This is a genomic window from Agromyces chromiiresistens (assembly GCF_029167465.1).
In the GTDB taxonomy this organism is placed as follows: domain Bacteria; phylum Actinomycetota; class Actinomycetes; order Actinomycetales; family Microbacteriaceae; genus Agromyces; species Agromyces chromiiresistens.
The window spans coordinates 1,617,800-1,643,376 of the sequence record NZ_JARFNL010000004.1; the positions used below are offsets into that span (position 1 = coordinate 1,617,800).

25 protein-coding genes are annotated in these 25,577 nt (G+C 71.8%); 17 read left to right on the forward strand and 8 right to left on the reverse strand.

The features are described from left to right. Positions 1–200 precede the first annotated feature (200 nt). Positions 201–1,664, forward strand: coding sequence for an aspartate ammonia-lyase (locus tag PX701_RS14655; RefSeq protein ID WP_231431387.1), 1,464 nt, complete (start codon positions 201–203; stop codon positions 1,662–1,664). Positions 1,665–1,738: 74 nt separating this feature from the next. Here PX701_RS14655 and PX701_RS14660 read toward each other — a convergent pair whose 3' ends face one another. Continuing rightward, positions 1,739–2,170, reverse strand: a complete 432-nt coding sequence (locus PX701_RS14660; RefSeq protein ID WP_231431386.1) for a MarR family winged helix-turn-helix transcriptional regulator — start codon at positions 2,168–2,170, stop codon at positions 1,739–1,741. A gap of 83 nt (positions 2,171–2,253) precedes the next feature. Here PX701_RS14660 and PX701_RS14665 point away from each other — a divergent pair, with 83 nt between their 5' ends. Next, positions 2,254–3,174 (forward strand): alpha/beta hydrolase, encoded by a 921-nt coding sequence (locus PX701_RS14665; RefSeq protein ID WP_275506710.1) that lies wholly within the window; start codon positions 2,254–2,256, stop codon positions 3,172–3,174. Positions 3,175–3,189: 15 nt separating this feature from the next. Here PX701_RS14665 and PX701_RS14670 read toward each other — a convergent pair whose 3' ends face one another. The 3 genes from PX701_RS14670 to PX701_RS14680 form a co-directional block, all read right to left on the reverse strand. Continuing rightward, on the reverse strand, positions 3,190–4,065 hold the full coding sequence (locus PX701_RS14670) for a fumarylacetoacetate hydrolase family protein (protein WP_275506711.1): 876 nt from the start codon (positions 4,063–4,065) through the stop codon (positions 3,190–3,192). Between the two features lie 233 nt (positions 4,066–4,298). Continuing rightward, positions 4,299–5,066 carry an SDR family NAD(P)-dependent oxidoreductase gene (locus tag PX701_RS14675; protein ID WP_275506712.1) on the reverse strand — a complete coding sequence of 256 codons (768 nt, stop codon included), beginning with the start codon at positions 5,064–5,066 and terminating at the stop codon, positions 4,299–4,301. A gap of 40 nt (positions 5,067–5,106) precedes the next feature. Continuing rightward, positions 5,107–5,955 carry a fumarylacetoacetate hydrolase family protein gene (locus PX701_RS14680; protein WP_275506713.1) on the reverse strand — a complete coding sequence of 283 codons (849 nt, stop codon included), beginning with the start codon at positions 5,953–5,955 and terminating at the stop codon, positions 5,107–5,109. Between the two features lie 147 nt (positions 5,956–6,102). On the opposite strand from PX701_RS14680, the gene PX701_RS14685 reads away from it, so the two are divergent. The 7 genes from PX701_RS14685 to PX701_RS14715 all read left to right on the forward strand — a co-directional run bounded on the left by PX701_RS14685 (position 6,103) and on the right by PX701_RS14715 (position 13,436). Beyond that, positions 6,103–7,419 (forward strand): L-fuconate dehydratase, encoded by a 1,317-nt coding sequence (locus tag PX701_RS14685; RefSeq protein WP_275506714.1) that lies wholly within the window; start codon positions 6,103–6,105, stop codon positions 7,417–7,419. Continuing rightward, on the forward strand, positions 7,416–8,381 hold the full coding sequence (locus PX701_RS14690; protein WP_275506715.1) for an aldo/keto reductase: 966 nt from the start codon (positions 7,416–7,418) through the stop codon (positions 8,379–8,381). The genes PX701_RS14685 and PX701_RS14690 overlap by 4 nt, the downstream gene beginning before the upstream one ends. Then, positions 8,378–9,220: an amidohydrolase family protein gene (locus PX701_RS14695; RefSeq protein ID WP_275506716.1), complete on the forward strand. Its 843-nt coding sequence runs from the start codon at positions 8,378–8,380 to the stop codon at positions 9,218–9,220. The genes PX701_RS14690 and PX701_RS14695 overlap by 4 nt, the downstream gene beginning before the upstream one ends. Before the next feature lie 112 nt (positions 9,221–9,332). Next, complete coding sequence (locus PX701_RS14700) at positions 9,333–9,773, forward strand: RbsD/FucU family protein (protein ID WP_231431378.1); 441 nt, start codon at positions 9,333–9,335, stop codon at positions 9,771–9,773. Continuing rightward, the gene (locus PX701_RS14705; protein ID WP_275506717.1) at positions 9,770–11,296 is read left to right on the forward strand and encodes a sugar ABC transporter ATP-binding protein; all 1,527 of its coding nucleotides are present in this window, start codon (positions 9,770–9,772) and stop codon (positions 11,294–11,296) included. Before PX701_RS14700 ends, PX701_RS14705 begins: the two co-directional genes overlap by 4 nt. Next, positions 11,293–12,342: an ABC transporter permease gene (locus PX701_RS14710; RefSeq protein WP_275506718.1), complete on the forward strand. Its 1,050-nt coding sequence runs from the start codon at positions 11,293–11,295 to the stop codon at positions 12,340–12,342. Before PX701_RS14705 ends, PX701_RS14710 begins: the two co-directional genes overlap by 4 nt. Before the next feature lie 104 nt (positions 12,343–12,446). After that, positions 12,447–13,436: an ABC transporter substrate-binding protein gene (locus PX701_RS14715; protein ID WP_231431375.1), complete on the forward strand. Its 990-nt coding sequence runs from the start codon at positions 12,447–12,449 to the stop codon at positions 13,434–13,436. Between the two features lie 111 nt (positions 13,437–13,547). On the opposite strand, the gene PX701_RS14720 is transcribed toward PX701_RS14715, so the two are convergent. Together PX701_RS14720 and PX701_RS14725 are read right to left on the reverse strand one after the other, a co-directional pair. After that, complete coding sequence (locus PX701_RS14720; protein ID WP_231431374.1) at positions 13,548–14,219, reverse strand: FadR/GntR family transcriptional regulator; 672 nt, start codon at positions 14,217–14,219, stop codon at positions 13,548–13,550. A 29-nt stretch (positions 14,220–14,248) separates the two neighbouring features. Then, positions 14,249–15,778 (reverse strand): AlkA N-terminal domain-containing protein, encoded by a 1,530-nt coding sequence (locus tag PX701_RS14725; RefSeq protein ID WP_275506719.1) that lies wholly within the window; start codon positions 15,776–15,778, stop codon positions 14,249–14,251. Positions 15,779–15,854: 76 nt separating this feature from the next. On the opposite strand from PX701_RS14725, the gene PX701_RS14730 reads away from it, so the two are divergent. The 7 genes from PX701_RS14730 to PX701_RS14760 all read left to right on the forward strand — a co-directional run bounded on the left by PX701_RS14730 (position 15,855) and on the right by PX701_RS14760 (position 23,293). Then, positions 15,855–17,255, forward strand: coding sequence for an FAD-binding oxidoreductase (locus tag PX701_RS14730; protein ID WP_275506720.1), 1,401 nt, complete (start codon positions 15,855–15,857; stop codon positions 17,253–17,255). A gap of 65 nt (positions 17,256–17,320) precedes the next feature. Beyond that, complete coding sequence (locus PX701_RS14735) at positions 17,321–18,472, forward strand: PrsW family intramembrane metalloprotease (RefSeq protein ID WP_231431371.1); 1,152 nt, start codon at positions 17,321–17,323, stop codon at positions 18,470–18,472. 77 nt (positions 18,473–18,549) lie between these two features. Next, complete coding sequence (locus tag PX701_RS14740; protein ID WP_275506721.1) at positions 18,550–19,836, forward strand: GAF domain-containing protein; 1,287 nt, start codon at positions 18,550–18,552, stop codon at positions 19,834–19,836. A gap of 152 nt (positions 19,837–19,988) precedes the next feature. Continuing rightward, on the forward strand, positions 19,989–21,512 hold the full coding sequence (exaC, locus tag PX701_RS14745; protein ID WP_275506722.1) for an acetaldehyde dehydrogenase ExaC: 1,524 nt from the start codon (positions 19,989–19,991) through the stop codon (positions 21,510–21,512). 12 nt (positions 21,513–21,524) lie between these two features. After that, entirely contained in the window at positions 21,525–21,944 is a 420-nt protein-coding gene (locus PX701_RS14750) for a DUF779 domain-containing protein (protein WP_275506723.1), read from the forward strand. A 221-nt stretch (positions 21,945–22,165) separates the two neighbouring features. Beyond that, positions 22,166–22,537, forward strand: a complete 372-nt coding sequence (locus tag PX701_RS14755) for an FKBP-type peptidyl-prolyl cis-trans isomerase (RefSeq protein WP_231431367.1) — start codon at positions 22,166–22,168, stop codon at positions 22,535–22,537. 72 nt (positions 22,538–22,609) lie between these two features. Continuing rightward, positions 22,610–23,293: a lysoplasmalogenase gene (locus tag PX701_RS14760; RefSeq protein ID WP_231431366.1), complete on the forward strand. Its 684-nt coding sequence runs from the start codon at positions 22,610–22,612 to the stop codon at positions 23,291–23,293. Here the strand turns inward: PX701_RS14760 and PX701_RS14765 are convergent. Both PX701_RS14765 and PX701_RS14770 read right to left on the reverse strand, forming a co-directional pair. Then, positions 23,205–23,504 (reverse strand): protealysin inhibitor emfourin, encoded by a 300-nt coding sequence (locus tag PX701_RS14765; RefSeq protein WP_231431365.1) that lies wholly within the window; start codon positions 23,502–23,504, stop codon positions 23,205–23,207. The two genes, PX701_RS14760 and PX701_RS14765, sit on opposite strands and share 89 nt — an antisense overlap. A 22-nt stretch (positions 23,505–23,526) precedes the next feature. Then, positions 23,527–24,612, reverse strand: a complete 1,086-nt coding sequence (locus PX701_RS14770; protein WP_275506724.1) for a M4 family metallopeptidase — start codon at positions 24,610–24,612, stop codon at positions 23,527–23,529. 59 nt (positions 24,613–24,671) lie between these two features. On the opposite strand from PX701_RS14770, the gene PX701_RS14775 reads away from it, so the two are divergent. Then, positions 24,672–25,562 (forward strand): hypothetical protein, encoded by an 891-nt coding sequence (locus tag PX701_RS14775; protein WP_275506725.1) that lies wholly within the window; start codon positions 24,672–24,674, stop codon positions 25,560–25,562. Positions 25,563–25,577: the final 15 nt, after the last annotated feature.

The following is a 25,577-nucleotide window of genomic DNA, read 5'->3' on the forward strand; positions in this document are numbered from 1 at the left end:
CGGGGCGACGGTGGGTCGCGAGCCGGGCAGAGCGTCCCGACGGCGGGCATTCTCCGGACGCCCGGATGCGGAAAGCGGCATCACCCGAACGGTAGGCTCGAGGCGACGACTGCGCGGCGATCCCGCGCTCACCGAGGCGATGGAGCCGGTCCGGCGCGTCGATCCCCGACGCGGCGCACGGCTCCGTGGAGGAAACACTGATGCACGAGCCCGAAGCGACCGAGGCGACCCGTACCGAGACCGATTCGCTCGGCTCGGTCGAGGTTCCGGCCGACGCCTACTGGGGGGTGCACACCAAGCGGGCGCTCGACAACTTCCCGATCTCGAAGCGCCCCATCTCGGTCTACCCCGAACTCGTCGTGGCGCTCGCCTCGGTCAAGCAGGCGGCGGCGCGCGCGAACCGGCAGGTGGGCGTGCTGAACCAGCAGAAGGCCGCGTGGATCGACGAGGCGTGCCAGCGCATCATCGACGGCGAGCTGCACGACCAGTTCATCGTCGGCGTCATCCAGGGCGGGGCGGGCACGTCGACGAACATGAACGCGAACGAGGTCATCGCGAACCTCGCGCTCGAGATCGCGGGTTACCCCAAGGGGCGCTACGACGTGCTGCACCCGATCGACGACGTCAACCGCAGCCAGTCGACGAACGACACGTATCCGACTGCGGTGAAGATCGCGATGGCGTTCTCGCTGCGCACGATGCTCGTCGAGCTCGACCAGCTGCGCATCGCGTTCAGCCGCAAGGGCCGCGAGTTCCACGAGGTGCTGAAGGTCGGCCGCACGCAGCTGCAGGATGCCGTGCCGATGACGCTCGGCCAGGAGTTCCACGGCTTCGCGACGACCCTCGGCGAGGACATCGACCGCTTGCGCGAGACGATCAAGCTGCTCGGCGAGGTCAACCTCGGGGCGACCGCGATCGGCACCGGCATCACCGCCGACCCCGGCTACGCGGCATCCGTCGTCGAGCACCTGAGCGCGATCACCGAGCTGCGCCTCGAGACGGCGCCCGACCTCATCGAGGCGACGAGCGACACGGGCGTGTTCATGACGTTCTCGAGCGCGCTCAAGCGCAGTGCGATCAAGCTCTCGAAGATCTGCAACGACCTGCGACTGCTCTCGTCGGGCCCGCAGGCCGGACTCGGCGAGATCAACCTGCCGCCCATGCAGGCGGGCTCGTCGATCATGCCGGGCAAGGTCAACCCGGTCATCCCCGAGGCCGTGAGCCAGGTCGCCTACTCGGTCGCGGGCGCCGACGTCACCGTCATGATGGCGGCCGAAAGCGGCCAGCTGCAGCTCAACGCCTTCGAGCCGGTCATCGCGCACTCGCTGCTGCAGTCGATCACGTGGATGCGCCAGGCCTGCTGGACGCTCCGCGTCAACTGCGTCGACGGCATCACCGCGAACACCGAGCGCCTCGAGCAGATGGTCGCCTCGAGCGTCGGCGTCATCACCGCGCTCATCCCGTTCATCGGCTACACCGAGGCGGCCAAGCTCGCGAAGCTCGCCCTCGCGAGCGGCCGGCCCGTCGCCGACCTCGTCGTCGAGGCCGGCCTCATGAGCCGTGACGAGGTCGTCGCCCAGCTGCAGCCGTCGAAGCTGTCGGGCATCCGTCCGATCACGACCGTCATCCCCGTGCAGCACCTGCAGGGCGAACCGCACGAGTGACGCGGATGCCTCGGGGCGGGCGTCTCGCCGACGTCGGCCCGAGGCATCCCGTCTCTGCGGGCGCACCGGTGCGGTCAGGCGGGGGAGTCGAGTGCCTCGCGGAGCGCGGCGAGGGCGTCGGCCAGCGCCGCACGCCGACCGGCGTCGAGCACGGCGAGGCGCGCTCGGAGCGACGTCGCCACGAGGGGGGTCGCTTCGTCGAGGAGGCGACGTCCTTCGCCGGTGAGTTCGACGAGTGACGACCGGCGGTCGGCCGGATTCGCGCGCCGAGCGACCCATCCGGCCTGCTCGTGCCGATCGACGGCCTTGCTGACGGCCCCCACCGTGATGCCGATCTCTCGTGCGATGTCCTGCACCCGGCAGGCCTCGACGGTGGCGACGACGTTGAGCACGTCGTAGCTCGACAGCGGCAACCCGTGCGCCGCCTGCAACTCGTCGGAGAGCCGCTCGTACCAGAGCGTCTCGACGCGCACGAGCTGGAGGAAGAGGGCGAGATCCGCGGACATTGTTTCCTTGTAATTAGATTGACAGGAATCTAATTGACCGTAATATCGATTCCTGGGAAGCAATCTACGCGAGGAGGAGCCCCATGTCACGATTCGAGTTCGACCGACTCTCGGCCGACTACGCCGCGTCGAGGTTCGCCGCCGACGCCACCGTCGCCGAGATGCGGACCGCGTTCGCCGCGGGCGCCGTCCCGCCGCCCCCGGGGTTCGCGGCCCGCGACACGGTGCTCGGCGGCCGTCCGGCGATCGAACTCGTGCCCGGCGACGGGGGAGCAGGGGCACTCCTCTACCTGCACGGCGGCGGGTACGTCATCGGTTCCGCCGCGACCGGCGTCGGCATTGCGGCGGCGCTCGCCGAGCGGGCGGGGACGACCGCCTACTCGCTCGACTACCGGCTCGCACCCGAACACCGTTTTCCGGCGCCCGTCGACGACGCGCTCGCCGCATTTCGCGAGCTGGTCGATCGGGTCGGCGGGCGGCGTCTGGTCGTCGCGGGCGACTCGGCCGGCGGCGGGCTCGCCGTCGCAACCCTCGTCGCCGCACGCGACGCCGGGCTCGAGATGCCGGCGGCCGTCGCGGTGTTCTCACCGTGGGCCGACCTGACGCTCAGCGGCGACTCGTTCACGGACCGGGTCGGCGACGACCCGTTGTTCAGCCAGGCTGACATCCGCGGCTACGCCGATCGCTACCTCCCGGAAGGCGGCGCCGCCGAGGTTGCGGCGTCGCCGCTCGCGAGCCCGGTGTTCGCAAGCCTCCGCGGCCTGCCGCCCATGCTCGTGCAGGTGGGCACCCGTGAGCTCCTGCTCGACGACGCAGTGCGGCTCGCGGCCAACGCGGCGCACGACGACGTCGAGGTCGTGCTCGAGGCTGCCGCCCGGGCGCCGCACAACTACCAGACGTCGCTCGACGCGCTCGAGGCGTCGACGGCGGCACTGGATCGGGCCGGCGCCTTCCTCGGTCGGCACCTCGGCGCGGGCATCGGTCGAGCGGAGCTCGTGTCGTGATCGGGCGGCGTGGCGTCAGATCACGCGGCAGTGCGTCGTGAGCGACCCGATGCCGCCGATCGACACCGTCACGGTCGAGCCGTCCTGCAGGAACACCTGCGGGTTGCGCGAGTAGCCGGCGCCGCCGGGGCTGCCGGTCGAGATGAGCGTGCCCGGCGGGATGGTCGCCGAGCGCGAGAGGTACGCGATGATCTCGGGGACGCTGCGCACCATGTCGCCGGTCGAGGCGTCCTGCAGGATGCGGCCGTCGAGGTTCGTGGTGAGCCAGAGGTCCTGCGGGTCGGCGACCTCGTCGGCGGTCACCACGACCGGCCCGGTCGGGGTGAAGCCGTCGAACGACTTGCAGCGCGACCACTGGGCCTCGGAGAACTGGATGTCTCGCGCCGTGATGTCGTTGACGACGGTGTAGCCCCAGACGTAGTCGAGGGCGTCGCGCTCGTGCACGCCGCGGGCGGGCCGGCCGATGATCACGCCGAGCTCCGCCTCGTAGTCGACCTGGTGGGTGAGGTCTTCAGGCCAGGTCGTCGTCGCGCCGTGCGCTCCGAGGGAGTTCGGCCAGAGCGAGAAGATCGTCGGCGCCGTCTCGTGGCGGAGCTTCAGCTCCTGCGAGTGGGCCGCGTAGTTCGCTCCGATGGCCAGGATGTGCGGCGGCCGCAGCACGGCCGACGAGTGGCGCAGTTCGCTCACGGGCGTGAGCTCGGCGCCGGCATCGAGGGCCGTGTCGACGGCGGCGCGCACCTCGGCGAGGCCCTCAGGGCCGCGTTCGATGAGGTCCTGCAGGTCTCGGGGGGAGTGCTCGAGCACCTCGTCGAGGAAGAGCGCCGCTTCGGCGACGACCACCGCGAGCCGTGGGGTCGATTGGCCTTCGGCTCTCAGGTGCGCGAACTTCACTCGTCCACGCTATCGCGCCGTACGCCGGGATCGTTTGTCGACATGTACAAGCCGACGGCGGCGACCTTCCACGAAGGCGACAGTCGAATTCCATGATGCGAAAGGATCTCGCCTCCCGCGCGTGGCCTACGACACGTTCCGGCGGTCGTTCCCGGTCGGGCCCGGATGCCTCGCGGCATCCCGCCGGACTGAAAACGGTCCCGCCGGAGCAGGTGAGCCGTAGCGTCGCCGGGTCAGGCGGGACGCAACCGGAGCTCCTGCATGCCCCCGTCGACTGCGACCTCGATGCCCGTCGTCGAGCCCGAGGCCGGGCTCGCGAGGTAGGCGACGGCGCCGGCGACCTCGTCGGCGGCCACGAGCCGGCCGTGGGGCTGGCGTGCCTCGAGGGCGGCGCGCTCCGCCGCGGGGTCGGGCGCCTGGGCGAGCAGCCGGCCGATCCACGGGGTGTCCGCCGTGCCCGGATTGACCGCGTTCACGCGGATGCCCTCGCGCAGGTGGTCGGCCGCCATCGCGCGGGTCAGCGCCGAGACCGCGCCCTTGCTCGCACTGTAGAGCGCCCGCTCGGGCAGGCCCGCGGTCGCCGCGATCGACGACGTGTTGACGATCGCGGCGGCGGGGGACCGCCGCAGGTGCGGCAGCGCCGCACGGGCGACCCGCATCATGCCGAGCACGTTGATGTCGAGCACCCGGTGCCACTCGTCGTCGGCGTTCGCCTCGATCGTGCCCTGGGCGCCGATGCCGGCATTGTTCACGACGATGTCGAGCCGGCCGAACTCGGCGACGACGCGCCCGACCCCCGCCCGCACGCTCGCGTCGTCGGCGACGTCGACGGCGACCGCCAGGTCGGCGTCGGACGCTTCGGGCCGGAGGTCGAAGACCGCGACCCTGGCGCCCCCGCGTCGCAGGCGCGTCGCGATCGCGGCGCCGATGCCCGACGCCCCGCCCGTGACGACGGCGACGAGGCCGTCGAACTCACCGGGGCCGGTCGGCTGCTGGCTCATGTTCGCTCCTTGGAGATCGTTCACTGCTTCGGGGAGGGGGTCAGGCGTCGACGTAGCGCTGGCGCTGGCGGCCGAGCCCGTCGATCTCGATCTCGACGACGTCGCCCGCACGGAGGTAGGGGAAGCGGCCGGACAGGGCGACGCCCTCGGGGGTGCCCGTGAGCACGAGGTCGCCGGGCTCGAGCGCGAGGAACCTGCTGAGCTCCCAGACGATCGTGTCGATGCCGAAGATGAGGTCGCTCGTGCGCGAGTCCTGGCGGGGCTCGCCGTTCACGAAGCTGCGCAGGCGCACGTCGTCGGCGTCGAGCTCGTCGGGCGTCGCGAGCCACGGGCCGGTCGGGCAGAACCCTGGTGCGCTCTTGCCCTTGGACCACTGACCGCCCGAGACCGCCAGCTGCCAGTCGCGCTCCGAGAGGTCGTTGGCCGTCACGAACCCGGCGATGTGCGCACGCGCCTCGGCGGGGGAGCGGAGCCGGCTCGCGCGTCGCCCGATCACGATGCCGAGCTCGACCTCCCAGTCGGTCTTCTCGCTGCCCGGCGGGATCGTCACGTCGTCGTCGGGCCCGACGACCGTGTTCGGCGACTTCATGAACATCACGAGCTGCTCGGGCGGGGCCGACCCCGATTCCGCGGCGTGCGCCGCGTAGTTCATGCCGATGCAGTAGACCGCGCCCGGTCGGGAGATCGGCGCCCCGACGCGGAGGCCGGCTGCGCCCGTGAGCTCGGGCAGCCGCCCCGCCGCGAGTGCGGCCGCGGCGCGATCCGGGCCGTCGCCGGCGAGGAAGGCGCCGTCGATGTCGGCGGTGAGGCCCCGCAGGTCGAGCACGCGCTCGCCGTCGAGCAGCACGGGGATCTCGGAGCCGGCGTCGCCGAGCCTGGCGAATCTCATTCTGGTGGTCCTTCCGGTCACGGGCACGCGAACATCTGAAGTATGCGCGAGGCTTGGTGATGATTCACGGCGATTCTTGCATACTGCGAGGCGGTTGACATTCGAGACATCCGATGTTTATGCTCAAGGCGCCCACGAAAGGACGCCATGAGCAGGATCGTCAGTGTCGACACCCGGGATATCCGGTTCCCGACCTCCCTCGAACTCGACGGGTCGGATGCGATGAATCCCGACCCCGACTATTCGGCCGCCTACCTCGTCATCCGCACCGATGCGGCCGACGGGCTCGCCGGTCACGCCTTCGTCTTCACGATCGGCCGTGGCAACGACGTGCAGGTCGCCGCGCTCGACGCGCTCCGCGGGCACCTCCTCGGCCGCGACGTCGAAACCCTGCTCGGCGACATGGGCGCGGCCTGGCGCCTGCTCGCGCACGACTCGCAGCTGCGCTGGCTCGGCCCCGAGAAGGGCGTCATGCACATGGCGATCGGCGCCGCGCTCAACGCCCTGTGGGACCTCAAGGCCAAGCGCGCCGGGCTCCCGCTCTGGCAGCTGCTCGCCGGGCTCAGCCCCGAGGAGCTCGTCGCCCTCATCGACTTCCGCTACATCTCCGACGCCGTCACCCCCGCCGAGGCGCTCGAGCTCTTCCGCGCCGCAGAGCCCGGGCGCGCCGAACGCACCGCGAAGCTCCTCGAAGGCGGCTACCCCGCGTACACGACGACGCCCGGCTGGCTCGGCTACTCCGACGAGAAGCTCGACCGGCTCTGCCGCGAAGCCGTCGCCGACGGCTACCCGCAGATCAAGCTCAAGGTCGGCGCCTCGCTCGACGACGACATCCGCCGGCTCGGCATCGCCCGGGCCGCCGTCGGAGAGGACTTCCCGATCGCGATCGACGCGAACCAGCGCTGGGGCGTCGACGAGGCGATCGAATGGGTGCGAGCGCTCGCCGGGTTCGACCTCGCCTGGATCGAGGAGCCGACGAGTCCCGACGACGTCCTCGGCCACGCCGCGATCGCCCGCGGCATCGCGCCGGTGCGCGTGGCCACGGGCGAGCACGTGCAGAACCGCATCGTCTTCAAGCAGCTGCTGCAGGCCGGCGGCATGCACGTCATGCAGATCGACGCGGCGCGCGTCGGCGGGGTCAACGAGAACCTCGCGAACCTCGTGCTCGCGGCGAAGTACGGCGTGCCCGTGTGCCCGCACGCCGGCGGCGTCGGGCTGTGCGAAGCGGTGCAGCACCTCTCGATGTTCGACTACGTCGCGCTCTCCGGCAGCATGGAGGGACGCATGATCGAGTTCGTCGACCACCTCCACGAGCACTTCGCCACGCCCGCCGTCGTCGAGCGGGGGCGCTACCTCACCCCGACCGCGCCGGGTGCCGGCACCGAGATGCTCGCCGCATCGATCGAGCGCTACACCTGGCGCGGCTCGCACGTGATCGACGACCCGACCGAGGTGCCCGCATGAGCGGACCCTTCACCGCCGAGCGTCTCGGTCCCCTCGGCTACGGGGCGGCCTCGATCGGCAATCTCTATCGCGAGGTGAGCGACGACGACGCCCGTGCCGCCGTCGACGCGGCGTGGGAGTCGGGCGTCCGGTACTTCGACACCGCGCCGCACTACGGCCTCGGCCTCTCGGAGCGCCGGCTGGGCGAGGCCCTGCGCGACCGGCCGCGAGACGAGTTCGTCGTCTCGACGAAGGTCGGCCGGGTGCTCGACCCGAACCCCGACTTCTCGGGCGGCGACGACATGGCCTTCGACTTCGCGGTGCCCGACCGCACCGTGCGGCGCTTCGACCCCGGCGAGGCGGGCATCCGGCGCAGCATCGAAGACTCGCTCGAGCGGCTCGGCATCGACCGCATCGACATCGCGTACCTCCACGACCCCGACGCGTACGACCTCGACCGGGGATTGGCCGAGGGCCTCCCCGCGCTCGCCAGGCTCAGGGAGGAGGGTGTCGTCGGCGCGATCGGCATCGGCACGAACAGCGCGGATGCCGCGGCGCGAGCCGTTCGCGAGGGCGACCTCGACCTCGTCATGATCGCCGGGCGGTACACCCTGCTCGAGCAGCCCGCGCTCGCCGAACTGCTGCCGCTCTGCAGCGAGCGGGGCGTCGGGGTGGTCGCGGCCGCGGTGTTCAACTCGGGCCTGCTCGCGACCTCGACGCCGGTCGCGACCGCGCGGTACGACTACGGCGCCGTCCCTCCCCGGCTGCTCGAGCGCGCGCGCCGGCTCGCCGCGGCGTGCGAGGCCGAGGGCGTCGAACTGCCCGTCGCCGCGATCCAGTACCCGCTTCAGCATCCCGCGGTGCGCGCGGTCGTCGTCGGGTCGGCTCGCGCCGCCGACATCGCGCAGAACGCGCGGCGCGTGCACGCCCCGCTGCCCGACGGGCTCTGGTCGCGACTCCGCGAAGAGGGGCTCATCCCGTGACCGCGGCCCGCACGATCGACGCCCACCTCCACCTGTGGACCCGCTCGGAGGGGGCCTACCCCTGGATCACGCCCGAGCTCGGACCGCTCTACGCCGACTTCGGCCCCGGCGACGCCCGGGTGGAGCTCGACGCCGCCGGAATCGATGCGGCCATCCTCGTCCAGGCCGCCGATTCCGCCGCCGACACCCGATTCATGCTCGACGTCGCCGCGCGGCACGAGTGGGTGGCCGGCGTCGTCGGCTGGGTGCCCCTCGACGACACCGCTGCCGCGATCGACGCGCTCGACGACCTCTCGGAGGAGCGTCGGCTCCGAGGCATCCGCCATCTCGTGCACGACGACCCGCGCGACGACTTCCTCGACCTGCCGGCCGTGCGGTCGTCGCTCGCCGAGGTCGCAGCGCGCGGCCTCGCGTTCGACGTGCCCGATGCGTGGCCGCGCCACCTCGGTGCCGCCCGTCGCCTCGCGGCTGAGCTCCCCGGGCTCACCGTCGTGATCGACCACCTGGCGAAACCGCCCGTCGGTGGCGACGGCTTCGACGAGTGGCGTCGGGAGTTCGCCGCGACGGCCGCCCTGCCCAACACGGTCGCGAAGTTCTCGGGGCTCCACCTGCCCGGGGTCGCCTTCGACGAGTCGTCCGTGCGACCGTTGTTCGAGGTCGCGCTCGACCTGTTCGGCGCCGACCGGCTCATGTACGGTGGCGACTGGCCGATGTCGGTGCCGCACGGCGGCTACGCATCGACCTGGCGCGTGATGCGCGCGTGCCTCGACGACCTGGCCCCGTCCGAGCTGGCCGCGGTCCTCGGCGGTACGGCCGAGCGGGTGTATTGCCTTGAGTAATCCGATCTCTGCGCCGCTTTCGCTACGGATTCGCAACGTTCATCGCTGAAACCTCATGAAACATCGGATGAGTAGTACACTCATCACCACATCTCAAGGAAGAGAGGCCCACGTGCTGAGTGGCATCAACCCGATCCTCGGCGGCGAGTTGCTGGCCGCGCTCGATCGGCTCGGCCACGGCGACGAACTCGTCGTCGCCGATGCGAACTTCCCGGCGCACCGGGTCGGGGCCGCCGTCGTCGAAGCACCAGGCATCGCCGCCGCGCAGGTGGTCGAGGCCATCCGCACCGTCGTGCCGCTCGACGGCTACGAGGGCGCGTCGGTGCTGCTCATGACCGCCGAGGGCGGCGAGCGGCTGCCCGTGCAGCACGAGCTCGTCGCGGCTGCGGCCGTGGCCGACGACCGCGTCGGCGAGCTCGAGCGGTTCGCGTTCTACGAGCGGGCGGCCGGCGCTCGACTGATCGTCCGGACGGGCGAGCTCCGGCCCTACGGCAACCTCGTCCTGCGCAAGGGCGTCGTGAACGCCTACCGGTCGACGGGAGCGGCGCAGTGACCGCGGCGACCGGCGCCCTGCTCGAGGTCGAGGGCGTCAGCAAGGGCTTCCCGGGCGTGCAGGCGCTCGCCGACGTGCAGCTCGAGCTCCGGCACGGCGAAGTGCTCGCCCTCGTCGGCGAGAACGGCGCCGGCAAGTCGACGCTGATGAAGCTGCTCGCGGGCATCTACACCCCCGACGCCGGCACGTTCCGCCTCAACGGCCGGGAGCTGTCGATCGAGGGTCCGCGCCAAGCGCAGGAGCTCGGCATCTCGATCATCCACCAGGAGTTCAACCTCATGCCCGACCTCACGGTCGCGCAGAACATCTTCATCGGCCGCGAAGAACGGCAGGCCGGGCTGTTCCTCGACGACCGGGCGCTCAACCGCCGGGCGCAGGAGCTGTTCGACCGGCTCGGCCTCGCACTCGACCCCGCCGAGCGGGTCGAACGGCTGACGGTCGCCCGGCAGCAGATGGTCGAGATCGCGAAAGCGCTCTCGTTCGACGCCAAGGTCCTCATCATGGACGAGCCGACCGCGGCGCTCAACGACGCCGAGGTCGACGTGCTGTTCGGGCTCATCGAGCGGTTCCGCACGCCGGAGACGGGGGTCATCTACATCTCCCACCGCATGGAGGAACTCGCCCGCATCTCCGACCGCGTCAGCGTGCTGCGCGACGGCCGGTACGTCGGCACCCGCGTGACCGCCGAGACCGAGCCGCGCGAGATCATCTCGCTCATGGTCGGTCGGGAGATCAAGGGCGAGCAGCGGCCGGTCCCGAGGCATCCCGAGGGCGAGCCCGTGCTCTCCGTGCGCGGCCTCTCGACCAAGCACCTCCTGCGCGACGTCGACTTCGAGGTGTACCCGGGCGAGATCCTCGGCTTCGCGGGGCTGATGGGCGCGGGACGCACCGAGGTCGCCCGCGCCGTCGTCGGGGCCGACCGGCGCGAGTCCGGCGAGATCCGCATCCGCGGCACGGCGGTCGACATCGCGAACCCGGCCGAGGCGGCCCGGCTCGGCATCGGCTACCTCTCCGAGGACCGCAAGCAGCTCGGCGTGCTGCTCGAGCGCAGCGTGCGCGAGAACATCGTGCTCTCGTCGCTGCGCGACTACGCCTCGGGCCTCGGCTTCGTGCGCGACCGGCGCATCGAGGCCACGGGGCGCGAGTACGTCGAGCGGCTCCGCATCAAGACCCCCTCGACCGCGCAGCTCGTCCAGAACCTCTCCGGCGGCAACCAGCAGAAGGTCGTCATCGCGAAGTGGCTCGTGAAGGACTGCGACGTGCTCATCTTCGACGAGCCGACCCGCGGCATCGACGTGGGCGCGAAAGAGGAGATCTACGTGCTGCTGCGACGGCTCGCCGACGAGGGCAAGGCGATCGTCATGATCTCGTCGGAGCTGCCCGAGGTGCTGCGCCTCTCCGACCGCATCGCCGTCATGGCCGAGGGCCGGCTGACCGCCGTGCTCGACAACGCCGAGGCCACCCAGGAGAACCTCATGGACTACGCAACCCGATTCTCAAGCGAAGGAACGATCGCACGATGAGCCCGACCACGACGAAACCGGAATCCGGCCGCCCCGACGCCGCGACGACGCCGTCGACGAGCGCGTACGCCGCGATCGACGCCGGCAAGCCCCGAACGGCGTGGCTGCGCGGCTCGCTGCAGCAGTTGCTCGCCTTCGCGAGCCTCATCGTGATCGTCGCGGTGTTCTCGTTCGCGAGTCCGCACTTCTTCACCGCCAACAACCTCGTGTCGATCCTCACGGCGGCGACCGTCACCGGCATCCTCGCGCTCGGCACGACGTTCGTCATCATCACGGGCGGCATCGACCTGTCGATCGGCACCGGCATGGTGCTCTGCGGCGTGATGGCGGGCGTGTTCCTCACCTACCTCGGCTGGCCTCTCTGGGCCGGCGTCACGGCGACGATCCTGTTCGGCGCGCTCATCGGGCTCGTCAACGGCGTGAACGTCTCGGTGCTCGGCATCCCGCCGTTCATCGCGACGCTCGGCATGATGCTCATCGCCGCAGGCCTCTCGCTCGTGATCTCGGGCACGAAGCCGATCTACTTCTCGGAGACCCCCGAGTTCCAGTCGATCATGAACCTGTCGATCATCCCGGGCATGCGGTTCCCGCTCGGCGTCGCGATCTTCATCGTCATGATCGTCGTCACCGCCGTGCTGCTGTCGAAGACGATCCTCGGCCGCTACACGTTCTCGATCGGCTCGAACGAGGCGGCCACCGCGCTGTCGGGCGTGAACGTGCGGCGTTGGAAGATCATCATCTACACGCTCGCGGGCCTGTTCGTCGGACTCGCCGGCGTGCTCAGCGCCTCGCGCCTCTCGTCGGCCCAGCCGACGGGCGGCATGGGGCTCGAGCTCGAGGCGATCGCCGCCGTCGTCATCGGCGGCACGTCGCTCCAGGGCGGCAAGGGCTCGATCGTCGGAACCGTGATCGGCGCACTGATCATGGCCGTGCTCACGAACGGCCTGCGCATCATCTCGGTCCCGCAGGAGTGGCAGTCGGTCGCGGTCGGCATCGTCATCCTCGTGGCCGTCTACCTCGACATGCTGCGGCGCCGACGCGCCTGAGCGGCATTCGGCCGAGGCATCCGCCCGCAGGCTGGGCCGCGGCACCACCCACCACCCCAACCCCCAACAAGTACCACCTGCACCACCTACACCAAGGAGTGAGCATGTTCAAGAAGCGCGCACTGGGCGCCGTCGTCGGCGCCGTCGCCGCGGCCCTGATCCTCGCGGGCTGCGCGAGCGACGGCGGCGACTCGGGATCCGCCGACGGCGGCAGCGGCGAGAAGCCGTACGTCGCCCTGGTCTCGAAAGGCTTCCAGCACCAGTTCTGGCAGGCCGTGAAGACGGGCGCCGAGCAGGCGGCCGAGGAGTTCGACGTCGAGATCACGTTCGAGGGCCCCGACACCGAGGCCGACGTCGACCAGCAGATCCAGATGCTGCAGACCGCCCTCGACAAGAGCCCCGCCGCGATCGGGTTCGCCGCGCTCGACAGCCAGGCCGCGGGCCCTCTGCTGCAGCAGGCGAAGGACTCGAACATCCCGGTCATCGCGTTCGACTCGGGCGTCGAGAGCGACATCCCGCTGACGACCGCCGCGACCGACAACCTCGCCGCCGCCGCCGAGGCCGCGAAGCACATGGCCGAGGCCGTCGGCCACGAGGGCAAGGTGGCGCTCGTCGTGCACGACCAGACCTCGGTGACCGGCCAGCAGCGCCGCGACGGCTTCGTGTCGTACATGGAGGAGAACGAGCCGAACATCGAGATCGTCGACGTCCAGTACGGCGGCGGAGACCAGGCGAAGTCCGCCGACCTCGCGAAGGCCATCATCGCCGCCCACCCCGACCTCAAGGGCATCTACGGCTCGAACGAGGGCTCGGCGATCGGCGTCGTGCAGGCGGTGAAGGAGCTCGGCATCGACCCCGCGAAGCTCGCGGTCGTCGGTTTCGACTCGGGCAAGGCGCAGATGGACGCCATCCGCGACGGGCTCATGCTCGGCGCGATCACGCAGAACCCGATCGGCATCGGCTACGAGACCGTCAAGGCCGCGGTCGAGGCGATCGACGGCGAGGAGCTGCCGAAGACGATCGACACCGGGTTCTACTGGTACGACGCGTCGAACATCGACGACGAGGAGATCCAGGCCGTCCTCTACGAGTGACGCCCTGGGGACGCCTCGGGGGCGCCGGCTTCGGCCGGCGCCCCCTTCTTCGTGGCGGGCGAGGCCCCGCGCGGGCGCACCCAGGCGGACGCGGCGCGGGCGCTCAGCGGATCAGAGGGCCGAACGCAGCCACTGCTCGACGCCCGACACGTGCACCACCGTGAGCGCCGCGGCGAGCTCGGCGTCGCCCGCGGCGATCGCGTCGAGGATCGCATGGTGTTCCTGCAGGGTGCGCTCGACGGCGCTCTCCTGGGTGATGCCGCGCCAGATGCGGGCGCGCACGGTGTGGCTCGAGAGCGAGTCGATGAGGCTCGCGAGATAGCTGTTGCCGGTCGCGTCGGCGATGCCTCGGTGGAACTCGAGGTCGTGGGCGACGAGGCCCTCGACGTCGGCGGCGTGATCGACGCCCGCCACCGACTCCCGGAGACGCTCGAGGTCGGGCTCGGCCGCGTGCCGGGCGGCGAGCGAGGCGGCGGCCGGTTCGAGGATGCGACGCACCGCGAAGATCTCGAGCACCGAATGGTCGTCGTGCAGGTCGACGACGAACGACATCGCCTCGAGCAGCAGCCGGGGCTCGAGACTCGTGACGTAGGTGCCGTCGCCGCGGCGCACGTCGAGCACGCGGATCACCTCGAGCGCCTTCACGGCCTCGCGGAGGGACGAGCGCGAGAGGCCGAGCCGCTCGCTCAGCTCCTTCTCGGGCGGCAGGCGATCACCGGGCGCGAGCTCGCCCGACATGATCATCTCTTTGATGCGCAGGATCGCTTCGTCGGTGACGGCCATGCCGGAATCGTAGCGTCCGGCGCCAGACATCAGATCTCTGCGGCTGCGGCGCGCCACAGGTGCATCGACGCATAGCTGCGCCACGGCGCCCATGCCGCGCCGAGCGCGTCGAGCTCGGCTGCGGAACCGGGCAGTCCGAGGCGCTCGGCACCTGCGCGCAGGGCGAGGTCGCTGGTCAGCAGGATGTCGGGCGCCCGGGTGACCCGCATCGCCACGTAGCCGGCCGTCCAGCGGCCGATGCCGGGAATCACGATCAGGTCGCGGTACAGCTCGCCGCGATCGCGGTCGGCCGAGACGACGAGTTCGCCGGAGTCGAGGCGTGAGGCGACGTCGATGATCGTGCGGATCCGGGTCGCCGGGCCGCGCAGCACGTCGATGCCGTGCTCGGCGATCGCCGACGCGGTCGGGAAGAGCCGCAGCAGCCCTTCGCCGCCGACGGGGCCGGGCCGATCGCCCGGCACGAGCGGTTCGCCGAGCTCGGCCGCCAGTCTCGACAGCGTCGTGCGCGCGGCCCTGACCGAGATCTGCTGGCCGATGAGCGCCCGGAAGACGAGTTCGTGCGCGTCGAGGCACCCCGGCATGCGGAGGCCGGGGTGCGCGGCGACCGATGCAGCGAGGGCCGGGTCGGCGCCGAGCGCGGCATCGATCGCGACGGCGTCGGCGTCGAGGTCGAAGAGGCGGCGCACGCGGGCCACGAGCGGGGGCAGGTCGGTGAGCGACGCGAGCCGCGCCTCCACCTCGATCGCGGGCGACCGCTCGTCGCCGCTCGACTCGAGCGAGACGACGGCCGGGCCGCCCGGAAGGCGCAGCGATCGCGTGAAACGGCCGCCGTCGGCGACCTCGACCCCGTCGACGGCCCGCGCGGCGAGCCAGGCGAAGACGCCGGCTGCGTCGAACAGGGCTCGCGCGGGCAAGCGCAGTCGCACGAGCCCGTCGCCGCTCGGTACGCGACGTTCGGCCGATCGCGCGGTCAGGCGCAGCTGTCGCGGGGTGCGCTCGTAGACCGCCTTGACCGTGTCGTTGAACTGCCGCACGCTGCCGAAGCCTGCCGCGAACGCCACGTCGGCGGTCGGGAGGTCGGTCGAGGTCAGGAGGACCCGCGCGGTCTGGGCGCGGTGCGCTCGAGCGAGCGCCAGCGGCCCGACGCCGAGCTCGGCGGTGACGACGCGGGTAAGGTGCCGCGGCGTGTAGCCGAGGTGCGCGGCGAGGCCGGGCACGCCCTCGCGTTCGACGACGCCGTCGGCGATGAGGCGCATCGCACGGGCTGCGAGGTCGTCGCGGAGGTCCCATTCGGGGGAGCCGGGCACGGCATCGGGAAGGCACCGCTTGCACGCCCGCAGCCCGGCGTCGTGCGCGGCCGCGGCGGTCAGGTAGAAGCTGACGTTGCCGGGCTTCGGCGCGACGGCGGGGCAGCTCGGCCGGCAGTAGATGCCCGTCGAGTGCACGCCGGTGACGAACTGGCCGTCGAACCGTGCGTCGCGCGCCTGCATGGCTCGGTAGCGCTCGGCGAAGACCGGGTCGTCGAGCGGGTCCTCGATGCGCGTGGCGGAGATGGTCATGCACTCAGCCTCGCACGGCCCGCCGACAACAACTCGCGGAAATCGGACGTCGCCGCGGCGTGGCTAGGGTTGAGGCATGCCGCACGTCCTCGCCCAGCTCAACGACGCCCTCGGCGCCGCCGTCACCGTCGACCCAGCCGCGCTCGAGGCGACCCGCGAAGACCGCTCGGGATGGCGCAGCGACAGCCCGCCGCTCGCCGTCGTGCACGCGGGGTCGGTCGACGACGTGCAGGCGGTCATGCGCATCGCGCACGCGACCGCGACCCCCGTCGTCGTGCGCGGCGCCGGCACCGGCCTCGCCGGCGGCGCCATCGCGAGCCCGGGCGCGATCGTGCTCGACCTCTCGCGGATGGACCGCATCATCGAGATCTCCGAGGCCGACGAGCTCGCGGTCGTCGAGCCGGGCGTCATCAACGGCGACCTCAACGATGCGCTCGCCCCGCTCGGGCTCTGGTTCGCGCCCGACCCGGCGAGCCGCGCCATCTCATCGATCGGCGGCAACATCGCGACGAACGCCGGAGGCCTGCTCTGCGCGAAGTACGGCGTCACCCGCGAGGCGGTGCTGGGCCTCGCGGTGGTGCTCGCCGACGGCCGCCTGGTGCGCCTCGGCCACCGCACGGTCAAGGGCGTCACGGGGTACGACCTCACCGCCCTCTTCACGGGGTCCGAGGGCACCCTCGGGGTCATCGTCGAAGCGACCGTGCGGCTGCGGCCGATCACGGCGGGCACCCCGGTGACCGTCGCCGCCGCGTTCACCGACGTCGAGGCCGCGGCCGCCGCGTGCGCGGCGGTCACCGCCGCCCGCATCCGACCCGCGGTGCTCGAGCTCATGGACGCGGGCGTCGTGGCCAGGGTCGCCGCGTACCTCGGTGACGACGCGCTCGCCGGCACGCCGCTCGAGACGACGGCACCGGGCGAGACGTTCCTCATCGCGCAGGCCGACGACGGCTCCGCGGCCGCCGAGGCCGCGCGCATCGCCGAGCTCTTCGCCGCGGCGGGCGGACGGGTCACGCTCTCGCACGACGCAGAGACGGGCGAGCGGCTGCTCGACATCCGGCGGGCGATGCACCCGGCGCTCGCGGCGAGCGGCCAGGTGCTCATCGAGGACGTCGCGGTGCCGCGCAGCGCGTTGCCGGCCATGTTCCGCGCCATCGAGGAGATCGGGGCACGACGCGGCGTCGAGATCCCGACGATCGCGCACGCCGGCGACGGCAACCTGCATCCGAACTTCGTGTTCACGGGAGACGAGGTGCCCGAGCACATCTGGGCGGCGGCCGACGAGATGTTCCGCGCGGCCGTGGCACTCGGCGGCACCCTGACGGGCGAGCACGGGGTGGGCGTGCTCAAGCGCCGATGGCTCGCCGAGGAGCTCGGCGACGACGTGTTCGAGCTCCAGCGGGCGGTCAAGGCCGCCTTCGATCCGACCGGCATCCTGAATCCCGGCGTCATGTTCGAGGCATCCGCGCCGGCCGGTTGACGCGCCGGGAACGGAGGAGGTCTCCACGCCGCCGAGGGACCGCCGCGGTTCGGTAGGCTGCCCCGGTGAGCCACGTCGCCCCCGGCCCAGCCCCGCAACCCGCCGCCCCCGCTTGGGCGGCGCCCGTCCGGGCGCGGAGCGGCGGCACCGTCTTCGCCGTGATCGGCATCGTGCTCGGCGGATTCGCCGCACTGCTCGTGATCGCCTACCTTGCGATCGCGCTCGGCGCCTCGACCCTCGTGATCGGCTCCCTGCTCGCCCTCGTGCCGCTGGCCGGCGTGCTGCTCGCCATCCGCTGGGTCGACCGCTGGGAGCCCGAGCCGCGCGGCGCGCTGTGGTTCGCGTTCCTCTGGGGCGCGGCGGTCTCGGTCGTCGTCGCGCTCGTCGTCGATCTCGGCGTGCAGCTCGCGGTGGCGTTCGTCTCGCCCGGCGGCGGGGCCGACGAGGCCGTCGGGGCCGTCGTGCAGGCGCCCGTCGTCGAGGAGGTCGCGAAGGGCTTGGGCGTGCTGCTCGTCTACGCCTTCGCGAGGTGGCAGTTCGACGGGCCGGTCGACGGGCTCGTCTACGCCGCGACGGTCGCGGCGGGCTTCGCCTTCACCGAGAACATCATCTACTTCGGGTCCGCCCTCATCGAGGGCGGTGCAGAATCGCTCGGCGCGACCTTCGTCGTGCGCGGCATCTTCTCGCCGTTCGCGCACGTGCTGTTCACCGCCTGCACGGGGCTCGCGATCGGCATCGCCGCGCGACGCGGTGCAGGCGGCGGCGTGATCGGCTGGTTCCTGCTCGGACTGCTCGCCGCGATCGCGCTGCACGCGCTCTGGAACGGCTCGCTCGCCTTCGGAGACGACGCGGTCGGCCTCTACCTCACCGTGCAGGTGCCGATCTTCGCCGGTGCCGTCCTGCTGGCCGTGCTGCTGCGTCGCGAGGAGGTGCGCACGACGCGCCGCCGGCTCGGCGAGTACGCGGCCGCGGGCTGGTTCAGCCCGGCGGAGGTCGACCTGCTCGCGACGCCGGCCGGCCGACGACAGGCACTGGCGTGGGCTCGTGCACAGCGCCCGCCGCGGACGGCGGGAATGCGACGGCTCATCACCGACGCCACGCACCTCGCCTTCGCCCGGCAACGGATCGCGTCGGGTGTGGGCGGGGCGAAGTCGGTCGCCGACGAGCAGGCGCTGCTCGCCGCGATCGTGTCCGAGCGTGCGGCGCTCATGCGCTGAGTACCGCAACGGCGGCGAGGCGAGCCACCGGATATGATGTCGGCATCCGCAACGACGCGATCGGAGACGGCGTGCCCGTGCCGCAGCGACCCCCTCGGGGCTTCGATGCCGATGCCCTGCGCGACCGACTCCTGCGTGCCCAGGACGACGCCCTCGCCTCGGGCGCGGTGCCCCCGACGCTCCGGCCGGTGGTTCGCGCCTCGTGGGAGCGAGCGCTCCGCGGGGCGATCGACCCGGCGCACGCGCTGCCGAGCATGGAGCTCGATGAGGACGGGTTCCGGGCCTACCGCGAGACGCACGCGCTCGCACCGGTGATGCCCGTGATCCGGCGGCTGCTCGTCGACGATGCGGGTGAGGCCGGCCTGGTCGTCGCCGTCGGCGATGAACACGGACGCCTGCTGTGGGTCGAGGGCGATCCCGCGCTTCGGCATCGGGCCGAGGACATGCTGTTCGTCGCGGGCGCCGACTGGTCGGAGTCGACGGTGGGCACGAACGCGCCCGGCACGGCGCTCCAGGTCGACCGCGGCGTCCAGATCCGCGGCGCCGAGCACTTCAACCGCATCGTCCATCCATGGAGCTGCACCGCAGCTCCGGTGCACGACCCGCAGACGGGCGCCGTGCTGGGCGTCATCGACATCACGGGCACCGATCACGCGGTGGCTCCGCACACGCTCCCACTCGTCATGGCGACGGTGGCCGCGGTCGAGGCCGAGCTCAAGCTCGCGCACCTCGAGTCCGCCGTGCGCAGCACGCTCCGGCGGACGCGGATCCGGCCGGTCGAGCCCGCGGCGACCGCGCTCGACGTGCTCGGCCTGCGCCGCCCCCGTCTCGGCGGTCGCGAGCTCGGCCTCCGCCACGCCGAGATCCTCACGCTGCTCTCCTGGCATCCGCGCGGCCTTCCTGCCGAGCGCCTCGCCGCACTCGTCTACGGTGACGAGTCGAGCACGGTGACCCTGCGCGCCGAACTCGTGCGGCTGCGGCGAACGCTCGACGCCGCGGGTGAGCCTCCGGTCGCGTCTCGCCCCTACCGCCTCGTCCGGCCGCTCGCCCTCGACGCGCACGAAGTGCTCGCGCGCCTGCGCCGCGGCGCCCGCCGCCGGGCGCTCGACGCGTACCAGGGGCCCTTGCTGCCCGACTCCGCCGCGCCCGGCATCGTCGAGATCCGCGCCGAGGTGGCGAGCCGACTTCGCGAATCACTCCTCGCGGATGCCGCCCCCGAGCTCCTCCTCGACTACGCCGAGCGCGACGAGGGGCGCGACGACGTCGAGCTCTGGCGCGCCGTGCTCCGGCTGCTGCCCCCGCGGTCGCCGCGCCGTGCGTCGGTCGTCGCCCACCTCGAGCGACTCGACGCGGCGCTCGGCTGACCGGCCGTCTCCCGTCGACCGCGTGGTCCGCGCATCCCGTCGACCGGGCGCAACGCAGGTGCAACGTCCGGGCAACCGGGACGCAACCCCGCCCGGCCTACGGTGACGTCGTCCCAGCACGGGGCATCCGACAACGACGTCAAGGAGACACGATGACCGTGTACGCCGCGCCCGGCACCCCCGGCGCGCTCATCGAGTTCAAGCCGCGCTACGAGCACTTCATCGGCGGCGAGTGGGTGAAGCCCGAAGGCGGCGCCTACTTCGAGAACATCTCGCCCGTGAACGGAAAGGCCTTCACCGAAGTCGCCCGCGGCACCGCCGCCGACATCGACGCCGCGCTCGACGCGGCGCACAAGGCCGCACCCGCGTGGGGCCGCACGAGTGCCGCGCACCGCGCCGGCATCCTCAACGCGATCGCCGACCGCATCGACCGCAACCGCGAACTCCTCGCCGTCGCCGAGACGTGGGACAACGGCAAGTCGATCCGCGAGCCGCTGAACGCCGACCTCCCACTCGCGAGCGACCACTTCCGCTACTTCGCGAGCCTCATCCGTGCGCAGGAGGGCAGCTTCACGCAGCTCGACGAGGACACGGTGGCGTACCACTTCCAGGAGCCGCTCGGCGTGGTCGGGCAGATCATCCCCTGGAACTTTCCGCTGCTCATGGCGGTGTGGAAGCTCGCGCCGGCCCTCGCCGCGGGGAACGCCGTCGTTCTGAAGCCCGCCGAGCAGACGCCCACCTCCATCCTCGTGCTCGTCGAGCTCATCGCCGACCTGCTTCCGGCGGGCGTGCTCAACGTCGTGAACGGTTTCGGCGTCGAGGCGGGCAAGCCGCTCGCCTCGTCGAGCCGCATCCGCAAGATCGCCTTCACGGGCGAGACGACGACCGGACGGCTCATCCTGCAGTACGCGTCGAACAACATCATCCCCTCGACGGTCGAACTCGGCGGGAAGAGCCCGAACATCGTGTTCGAGTCGGTGGCCGATCGGCGCGACTCGTTCTACGACAAGGCCCTCGAGGGCTTCAGCCTGTTCGCCTTCAACCAGGGCGAGGTCTGCACCTGCCCGAGCCGCTCGCTCATCCAGAGATCGATCTACGACACGTTCCTGGACGACGCGATCGAACGGACGAAGCAGGCGAAGCAGGGCAACCCGCTCGACACCGAGACCCACGTCGGCGCGCAGGCGTCGAACGATCAGCTCGAGAAGATCCTGAGCTACATCGACATCGGCAAGCAGGAGGGTGCGAAGCTGCTGCTCGGCGGTGAGCGCGCCGACCTCGGCGGCGACCTCAGCGAGGGCTACTACGTGCAGCCGACCATCTTCGAGGGCCAGAATCGGATGCGCCTGTTCCAGGAGGAGATCTTCGGCCCCGTCGTCGCAGTCACGAGCTTCACCGACTACGACGACGCCATCTCGATCGCGAACGACACCCTCTACGGACTCGGCGCCGGCGTCTGGAGCCGCAACGGCAATGAGGCGTACCGCGCCGGCCGCGACATCCAGGCCGGGCGGGTGTGGGTGAACAACTACCACGCGTACCCGGCGGGCGCCGCGTTCGGCGGGTACAAGTCGTCGGGCATCGGCCGCGAGAACAACAAGCTCGCGCTCGACCACTACCAGCAGACGAAGAACCTGCTCGTGAGCTACAACGAGAACCCGCTCGGGTTCTTCTGAATCGGGGCCGCGTTGTCGCTCGAACGATTCGCGGACGGCGTCGTCGGCCGGGTGGTGATCGCGGGGGAGTCGTCGTCGCGGGTGGAGCTCTCACCCGCGGCGGCGACGCTGCTCGACCGCCTCTGGTCGATGCACGGTCCCCTCATGTTCCACCAGTCCGGCGGGTGCTGCGACGGCAGTTCGCCGATGTGCTACCCGGCGGGCGAGTTCGTCACGAGTGAGGCCGACGTGCTGCTCGGCGAGCTCGAGCTCGGTCGGGATGCCTCGGGGTCGGCGCGCGTCGCCGGCTTCTGGATGTCGGCCGAACAGTTCGCCTACTGGCGGCACACCCACCTCACCGTCGATGTCGTCCCGGGTCGCGGCAGCGGGTTCTCGATCGAGGCGCCCGAGGGCGTTCGCTTCCTCATCAGGTCTCGGCTGATGCAGGACTGAGGTCACCGCAGGGCGGCGGAACCGCCTGCCCCTGTCGTGCTCCCGGCGTGCCGGAACGCAACAGAAATCCGCCGCCCTGTGGTGTGGCACTGCCGACATCTCTACGGGGCGACGGATCTCTTAGGGTTCCAGCGTGCATGGTGTTCGCCAGTAGCGCAAGACCCCGGTGGACATCCGTCCGCGATGGACACGGGCACGTGGAATCCGTTTTGATTGAGGGCATGACCGATACGAACAGCAAGCCCGAGATCGACGCTCCCGAGGGCCCGGCCCCCGTCGAGCTCGTCATCGAAGACCTCGTCGTCGGCGACGGCGCCGAGGCCCAGCCCGGCTCGACGGTCGACGTGCACTACCTCGGCGTCGAGTTCGACTCCGGTGAGGAGTTCGACTCCTCGTGGGGTCGCGGACAGTCGATCAACTTCCCCCTCTCGGCCCTCATCACGGGCTGGAAAGAGGGCATCCCCGGCATGAAGGTCGGCGGTCGCCGCCAGCTCATCGTGCCCCCGCACAAGGCGTACGGCCCCGCCGGCGGCGGTCACCCGCTGTCGGGCAAGACCCTCATCTTCGTCATCGACCTGCTCGGCGTCAGCTGAGTCGGTCCGTGCTGTGAAGGCCGGTGGGCGAGCGCCCGCCGGCCTTCGTCGTCGTTCGGCTACGATTCGAGCGTGCTGCCCGCCTTCGCCCCCTACCTCGTCGTCTCGATCGGGCACCTCGTGCTCCAGTACGTCGGCCCCGCCTGGAGCGTGACCGCGACGAAAGCGCTGCTCATGCCGCTGCTCGCGCTCGCCGTCGTGATCGTCTCCCGTCGTTCGGGCGCGCCAGTGCCGGCCCTGCTGCTCGCCGGCATCGGGCTGTCGTGGGGCGGCGACGTGCTGCTGACGTTCCCGGGCGACCCCTGGTTCGTGGCGGGCCTCGCCTCGTTCCTGGCGGCGCACGTCGCCTACATCGTGCTCTTCCTGCGGATGCCTCGGGCCCGGCGTCGCCCGCCGGCCTGGGCGCTCGTCTATCCGCTGTGGGTCGTCGCGATGCTCGCCCTCCTGCTGCCCGGTGCCGGCGCGCTCGCCGTGCCGGTCGTCGCGTACGCGCTCGTCATCGGCGCGATGGCGGTGAGCGCTTCGCTGCACGGCGGCTGGATCGCCCTCGGCGGTGCCCTGTTCGTGGTCTCCGACTCGGTGCTCGCGATGGGGCGCTTCCTGCCCGGATACGAGTTCGCGGCGCACGACCTCGCCGTGATGTCGACCTACCTCGCGGCGCAGGGCCTCATCGCGTTCGGGGTGCTGCTGGCGGTTCGCGGTGCGGCGGCGCCGTCTCGCGCACCCGGTCGACCAGTTCTCGCCACGGACCGGTGACCTGACGCTCGGCGAGCAGCGCCTCGTGCGGGGCGCACTCGATGCGGTAGACGTAGCGGTCGGGCTCGGGGGGAGCGGGGGGCACCTCGCGCCACGGCAGCTCGCCGATGAGCACGACCCAGGCGTCGGGGTCGGGCTGCTCGTCGACCTCGACGCGCCACGTGGTGCGGAGGCCGGCCAGACCCCCGGTGCGCTGCACGATGACCTCCATCGTGCTGGATGCTACTCCTCGATCAGGCGCCGCGCTCGGCCCCGTCGGTCGCCGGCAGCACGCCGACGGTCTGCCAGCCCGTGCGCACCGCGCGGGCCTCTCGCGAGTCGGCGCCGAAGCGCCGCTCGGCCTGGCGAACCGTCTCGGCCGCGAACTCGGCGAACGTCGCCGTCGGGCTCAGCCGCCCGGAGGTGAGCGTGTCGTACCAGATGCGGCCGACGTGCTCCCATGCGAAGCCGCCGAGTTCGCGCGCGGCGAGCGCGAACGCCCGGTTCGGGATGCCCGAGTTCAGGTGCACGCCGCCGTTGTCGTCGGTCGTCTCGACGTAGTCGCGCATGTGCGCGGGCTGCGGGTCGCGGCCGAGCACGTCGTCGTCGTAGGCGGTGCCGGGTTCGAGCATCGACCGGAGCGCCCTGCCCTGCACCTCGTCGGTGAAGATGCCCTCGCCGATGAGCCAGGTCGCTGCCTCGGCGTCCTGACCCAGCGCGTACTGCTCGACGAGCGCGCCGAACGCGTCGGAGGTGTGCTCGTTGAGTGCGCCCGGCTGACCCTGGTAGCGCAGGCCCGCCGTGTGCTCGGTGACGCCGTGCGCGAGCTCGTGGCCGATGACGCTCAGCGAATCGGTGAAGCCGCGGAACACCTCGCCGTCGCCGTCGCCGAACACCATGCGCTCGCCGTCCCAGAACGCGTTGTCGTAGCGCTCGCCGAAGTGCACGGTCGCCTCGAGCGGCATTCCGGCGCCGTCGATCGAGTCGCGCCCGAAGACGCGGTCGAACAGCCGGTGCGTGTCGCCGAGCCCGTTGTAGGCGTCGTCGACCGACTCGTCGCCCGTCGCGCGTTCGCCCTCGCGCCGCACGAGCCGGCCCGGCAGCCGCTCGGCGTGCTCCGCATCGGAGATGCGGCGGTCGGGCTGCGACGGCGCGTCGGGCAGCGCGGCGGGCAGTCGCGGCTCGGCGCGGTCGGGCGGCAGCAGCGGCGTCCCGCGCAGTTCGCGTCGCGGCGCGTCGTGCAGCAGCGAGCGCCGGGCCGCCTCGGCGGCGAGCGGGAACCGGTGGGTGGCGTCGGCGATGCGGTCGAGCAGGTACGGAGGGACGATCGTCTGCTGCATGACTCGATCGTCGCACCGGCCGGCGACATCGGCGCCGCGCCGCGCCATAGGCTGGTGGCGTGACCAGCGCCCCGCTCCTCGGCCTCCTGCTCGACGTCGACGGTCCCATCGCGAGCCCGGTGACCCGGTCGATCGCGATCCCGTCGATCGCGCGCGATCTCGCGGCCCTCGCGAACGACGGCAACGCCGTGGTGTTCAACACCGGCCGGTCGGACGCCTTCATCGCCGAACGGGTCGTGCCGCCCCTCGTCGACGCGGGACTCGAACCCGGCGCGCCCGTGTGGGCGATCTGCGAGAAGGGGGCGGTCTGGGCGGCGATCGATCGTGGCGGGCTCGGCGAAGTCTTCGTCGACCTCGACCTCGCCATGCCCGAGGAGTTCACCGCCTACATGCGCGACGTCGTCCGGTCGCAATTCGACGAGGTCGCCTTCTTCGACGAGACCAAGCGCGCGATGGTGTCGGTCGAGCAGCACGTGCACGTGTCATCCGGCGACTACCTCGTGGCCCAGCCGCGCTTCGACGCGCACGCGCATGCGGCGCTCGCGGCCCGGGGCTTCGGCACGGTGCAGGGCGACGAGGAACGACCGAATGCCTCGGGCCGCGTGCACTGGCGGGTCGACCCGAGCATCATCGCCACCGACGTCGAGTCGGTGCGGCTCGGCAAGGATCTCGGCGCGGCACGCGCGATCGAGCTGCTCGCCGAACGCGGCGTCCGTCCGCGGCACTGGCGCACGATGGGCGACTCGCGGGGCGACTACCGCATGGCCGACTGGCTGCACGAGCGGGGCGAGTCGGTCAGGCACGTCGACGTGCGCCCCGCCGATGGCGTGCCCGCGACCGGGTACCCGGTGCTCACCGCCGGCGATCTCATCCACGACGAGGCCGGGGCGCTGTTCCTCGGCCGCTGGGCCGAGGCGTCGCGTCGCGGCGACCTCGGCGACGACGAATAGGGCGCACGCCGTTGC